The 5053-nt window shown below is 69.9% G+C and carries 4 protein-coding genes; all 4 read right to left on the bottom strand.

Annotation, left to right across the window (positions count from 1 at the left end; translation table 11 throughout):
• Positions 1-125: 125 nt before the first annotated feature.
• A complete protein-coding gene (locus VN520_RS04530) occupies positions 126-1583 on the bottom strand; it encodes a catalase (protein ID WP_325745532.1) in 1458 nt (485 codons plus the stop codon).
• A gap of 183 nt (positions 1584-1766) precedes the next feature.
• Positions 1767-2660: a 2-hydroxy-3-oxopropionate reductase gene (locus tag VN520_RS04525; protein WP_325745531.1), complete on the bottom strand. Its 894-nt coding sequence runs from the start codon at positions 2658-2660 to the stop codon at positions 1767-1769.
• A 43-nt stretch (positions 2661-2703) separates the two neighbouring features.
• The gene (locus VN520_RS04520) at positions 2704-3543 is read right to left on the bottom strand and encodes a TIM barrel protein (protein ID WP_325745530.1); all 840 of its coding nucleotides are present in this window, start codon (positions 3541-3543) and stop codon (positions 2704-2706) included.
• A 157-nt stretch (positions 3544-3700) separates the two neighbouring features.
• Positions 3701-5053, bottom strand: a 1353-nt coding sequence (locus tag VN520_RS04515) for a cellulose binding domain-containing protein (RefSeq protein WP_325745529.1), incomplete at its 5' end; no start/stop codon positions are given.

Here is a 5053-nt window from a genome sequence, read left to right as displayed (position 1 = left end):
AACCGGGCCGGCCGGCCCTTCGCCACCGCACTGGCGTCGCCCACCGCCGCGGTCCCGTCCTGCCGGTGCCGCGCTGCACCCCTCATCCGGGTGCGCGGCACGGGCAGGGCCCTGGGAAGGGAGGCTCAGTCCTCGCGCAGGGCGCGGACGGCCTCCTCCACGCGCTTGCCGTAGTCGGCGTCGGCGGCGTGGAAGTGGGCGAGGTTCTTCTCGATCACGTCGTCGCGGGTGACCTGGGAGAGTCCACCGGCGATGTTGGCGATCAGGCGGTCCTTCTCGTCCGTCGACATCAGCCGGTAGAGCTCGCCCGCCTGGAAGAAGTCGTCGTCCTTCGTGTGGGCGGGCGCCTCGTGCGTGCCCGTCCAGCCGTGCACGGCAAGCGGCGCGGCCAGTGCGGCATCGGTCTGTGCCGGGCCGGCGTACGAGTTGGGCTCGTAGTTCTTGTCGTGACGTGAGCCGTACCGGGTCGCGTGCAGCCCGTCGCGGCCGTAGTTGTCGACGGTCGCCGACTTCGGCGCGTTGACCGGGAGCTGGGTGTGGTTGATGCCCAGCCGGTAGCGCTGCGCGTCCGCGTACGCGAACAGGCGGCCCTGGAGCATCTTGTCCGGGGAGGGGCCGATGCCGGGCACGAAGTTGTTCGGCGAGAACGCCGCCTGTTCCACCTCGGCGAAGACGTTGTCCGGGTTGCGGTCCAGCACGAGCCGGCCGACCCGCTGCAACGGGTAGTCGGCGTGCGGCCAGACCTTCGTCACGTCGAACGGGTTGAAGCGGTAGTCCGCCGCCTCGGCGGCCGGCATGAGCTGCACGTACAGCGTCCAGGACGGGTTGACCCCGCGCTCGATGGCCTGGAGCAGGTCCGTCTGGTGCGAGTTGGCGTCCTTGCCGACCTGTTCGGCGGCCTGCTCGGCGGAGAGCGAACGCACACCCTGGTTCGTCTTGAAGTGGTACTTGACGAAGAAGGCGTCACCCTCGGCGTTCGTCCACTGGTACGTGTGCGAGCCGAAGCCGTTCATGTGGCGGTACGAGGCGGGGATCCCCCGGTCGCCCATCAGCCAGGTGATCTGGTGGGTCGCCTCGGGGGAGTTGGCCCAGAAGTCCCAGACGTTGTCCGGCTCCTGGCGGCCCGTGAACGGGTCCCGCTTCTGGGAGTGGATGAAGTCGGGGAACTTGATCGGGTCCTTGATGAAGAACACCGGGGTGTTGTTGCCGACGAGGTCGTAGTTGCCCTCGTTCGTGTAGAACTTGAGAGCGAAACCACGCGGGTCGCGGACGGCGTCCGCGCCGCCCAGCGAGTCGGCGACCGTCGAGAAGCGGATGAACGTCTCGGTCCGGCGGCCCACTTCGGAGAGGAAGTCGGCACGGGTGTAGCCGGTGACGTCGTCGGTCACCTCGAAGTAGCCGTACGCGCCGGAGCCACGGGCGTGGACGACGCGCTCCGGGATGCGCTCACGGTTGAAGCGGGCGAGCTTCTCGAGCAGGTGCTGGTCCTGGATGAGGATCGGCCCGCCGGCGCCGGCCGTGGCGGAGTTCTGGTTGTCGGCGACCGGGGCGCCTGACTCGGTCGTGAGCACACGCTGGGACATGGAGGCCTTCCGTACGGGGCTGCTGGCGGCTTCAGGAGCGTAGATTCGCCGAGAACGGCACGTCAACAGTTTGTTGAAATTGGAGGAAGAGATTCCGGGACGCGGCAGCGCCTGGGCGCGACAGGACAGGTGTCAGCGCCGCCGCGGCCCGGAGTTCGGGGGGCCCGGGAAGGGCCGGGGAGGTCAGACCTGGGAGCCGGAGAGCCGCTCGACCGAGCGCAGCAGCGCGGAGTGGTCCAGGCCGCCGTCCCCCTGCGCGCGCAGGGAGGCCACCAGCTGGGCCACGACCCCGCCGACGGGCAGTGCCGCGCCGACGTTGCGGGCGGCGTCCGTGACGATGCCCATGTCCTTGTGGTGCAGGTCGATCCGGAAGCCGGGAGCGAAGTCCCGCTTGAGGAAGTTGTCCTTCTTGCGGGTCAGGACCGTCGAGCCGGCGAGCCCGCCGTTCAGCACGTCGAGCGCGGCGGACAGGTCGACCCCGGACTTCTCCAGGAAGACGACGGCCTCGGCGCAGGCCTGGATGTTGACCGCGACGATCAGCTGGTTGGCCGCCTTCACCGTCTGGCCGGAGCCGTGGGGACCGCAGAGCACGATCGTCTTGCCGAGCACGTCGAGCAGCGGCTTCGCGGCGTCGAAGTCGGTCTGCTCGCCGCCGACCATGATGGACAGGACGGCCTCGATCGCGCCGGCCTCACCGCCGGAGACGGGGGCGTCCAGCACGCGGATGCCCTTGTCCTTCGCGCTCGATGCCAGGTCCACGGAGGTCTGCGGCGTGATGGAGGACATGTCGATCAGCAGGGCGCCCCGCCTGGCGTTCTCCAGGATGCCGTCGGGGCCGTACGCGATGGCCTCGACCTGCGGGGACGCCGGAACCATGGTGATGACGACATCGGCGTCGCGCACCGCGTCGGCGATCGAGGCGGCACCCTTGCCGCCCGCTGCGACGAGCCGGTCGATCTTGTCCTGCTCCAGGGTGTAACCCGTCACCTGGTAACCGGCCTTGACCAGGTTCTCGGACATGGGGGAGCCCATGATGCCGAGTCCGATCCAGGCGACCTTGGGGAGGTTGCTGCTCATGAGGGTGCCTTCCGGTAAGCGTGTGTGCGGGAGGGGGCGGGCCTCAGCGGGCCGGCCGGTGCGCGGCGGGGAGCCATGCGAACGACTCGGCGCTCGGCCGGTCGCCCGGCTTGTACTCCAGGCCGACCCAGCCGTCGTAACCGGCCTCGGTCAGCTCGTCGAGGAGGCGCTCCAGCGGGAGCGAGCCGGTGCCGGGCGCGCCGCGCCCCGGGTTGTCGGCGATCTGGACGTGGCCGGTCTTCGCGGCGTACGCCTTGATCACCTGGCTGAGGTCCTCGCCGTTCATCGACAGGTGGTAGAGGTCCAGCAGGAACGTGGCGTTGCCCAGGCCCGTCGCCTCGTTGACGCGGTCGACGACCTCGATGCCTGCCGGTGCGCTGACCAGCGGATAGAGCGGTGACTCCGTGTCGTTGAGGGTCTCGATCAGGAGGGTCGCCCCGATCCGGTGGGCCGCGCGGGCGGCCAGGACCAGGTTCTCCAGGGCGAGTTCGTCCTGGACGGCCGGCTCCACGCCCTCGACGCGGTTGCCGTACAGGGCGTTGAGCGCCTTGCAGCCGACCGAGGCCGCGAAGTCCGCCGCCACGTCGATGTTGGCGCGGAAGCGGTCCGACTCCTCGCCGGGCAGCGAGAGCGCCCCGCGGTCGGGGCCGGGGAGCCGGCCCGCGTAGAAGTTCAGCCCCACCAGCTGCGTGCCCGCGTCGTCGAGCGCCTTCTTCAGGGCGTCGAGCTCGGCCTGCGCGGGGGTGGGGGTCTCGATCCAGGGCCACCAGAGCTCGACCGCGGTGAAGCCCGCGGCGGCGGCGGCCGCCGGACGCTCCAGGAGCGGGAGTTCGGTGAAGAGGATCGAGAGGTTCACATCGAAGCGCTGGTCCGAGTAACCCATCATGCGCTCCTTCCGTATCGCGGAAGTTCGTTTCTGCTTAACGGAAGATTGCCTGGCGAGTGGTGAGGCTGTCAAGAGGCGGCCCGAATTCCGGGCACGCGGAAGCGGGGTGGCGGCCCGCCGGCCCTCCACCCCGCTCCTGGTCACATCAGCCTGGTCAGACGGCCGGAACCGTGTCCTCGAACGTCGTGCCCGCCGCCCTGTATCCGCTCACCAGCGCCGAGACCTGGGCAGGGGAGAGCACCTGGTCCTTCACATGCAGGACGTAGTCCACCTGCTGGTCGTACGAGCGGGGGGTGGTGCTGCTCTGGCCGGCCAGGTCGATCAGCCACTGGTTGAAGTTGATCGACATCGGCCGCTCCGGGAGGTACGCCGCCCCGTGCGTGCCGAAGTGCTGCCCGTCGACGTAGTACGTGATGGCGCTGTCGTCGACGGTCACCACCAGGTCGTGCCATCCCGCATAGCTCCGGCGCACCTCGCTGTGCTGGTTGACGGCCTCCCACGGGTCGGGCCGGTAGGTCTCCCACGAGGTGGTGTAGAGGATGTTGGCCGGCTCGCCCCAGCCTCCGTTGGGCAGGTACTCGAAGTCGTACTCGGCGTAGTCGTCCGCCATCGGGGCCTTCAGGTCGTTGATGGTGAAGAAGGTCTGGACGAGGTGGTCGCCGTCCGGTCCCGACCTCGGCGCGTCGCTGAACTTCACCCGGGCCGCGTAGGTGCCGTTGCGGAACTTCATGGACTGCGTGAGGATCTCCGTCTGCACCGTGGAGGCGCCCGTGCCCGCCGTGGAGGTCTCCAGGTTCATCACCGCGTTGCCGCTCTGGGTGCTGAAGGTGACGTTCTGCGGAGCCCAGACGGCCCCCGGCACCCCGGGCCCGCCCGGGTTCGAGCGGACGCTCCAGCCGTTCGCCGCGATCCTCGGGTCCGTGTGACCGGAGTAGTTGAAGTCGTCGAAGAGGGTGGGGCCGTCGGCCGGCGGGTCGGTGGGGGGATCGGTCGGATCGGTCGGTCCGTTGCCCTCGGGTGCCTCGCCCCACGCCGTGACGGAGCCCAGCTGCGCGGTGACCCTGGGCCAGTCGCCGTACGTGCTCCGTCCGGCGCCGAAGGAGTAGTCGTCGCTCTGGCCCAGCGGCTGCCAGTCCGTGCGGTGGAAGCGCAGCTGCATGTCCCCGGTGTCCGCGCCGGGGGCCAGGGAGCCCGCGCCGGAGGTGAAGGAGATCTCCAGGTAGCGGTCGGCCGTCGCCGTCGGGTTCGGCAGGGTCTTGAACGTCCCGGTGATGTTCGCGCAGCCCTTGACCGCCCAGGAACAGGCGAAACGGTAGGACGCCGAGGCCGAGTCGGCCTTGAAGTAGTACCGCACCTTGACGTCGGTGAGCGGCACACTCGCACTGCCGGTGTTGCGTACCTTCAGCCACGGTTCGCTCTGGTCCGCCGAGGCTCCGGAGGCGCTCGTGCGGTACTGGACGGCGAGCCCGCCGGCCGCCGCGGCACCGGCGGTCGAGGGCAGGGCGGC

The sequence above is a fragment of the Streptomyces sp. genome, assembly GCF_035563135.1.
In the GTDB taxonomy this organism is placed as follows: Bacteria; Actinomycetota; Actinomycetes; order Streptomycetales; family Streptomycetaceae; genus Streptomyces.
The sequence above is the reverse complement of the archived record's forward strand: the minus strand, read 5'-3'. Positions and strand labels throughout refer to the sequence as shown.

What these genes read in the sequence shown, in the direction of transcription:
- VN520_RS04525 (WP_325745531.1), bottom strand. Translation starts at nt 2,660, where the DNA reads ATGAGCAGCAACCTCCCCAAGGTCGCCTGGATCGGACTCGGCATCATG.
- VN520_RS04530 (WP_325745532.1), bottom strand. Translation starts at nt 1,583, where the DNA reads ATGTCCCAGCGTGTGCTCACGACCGAGTCAGGCGCCCCGGTCGCCGAC.
- VN520_RS04520 (WP_325745530.1), bottom strand. Translation starts at nt 3,543, where the DNA reads ATGGGTTACTCGGACCAGCGCTTCGATGTGAACCTCTCGATCCTCTTC.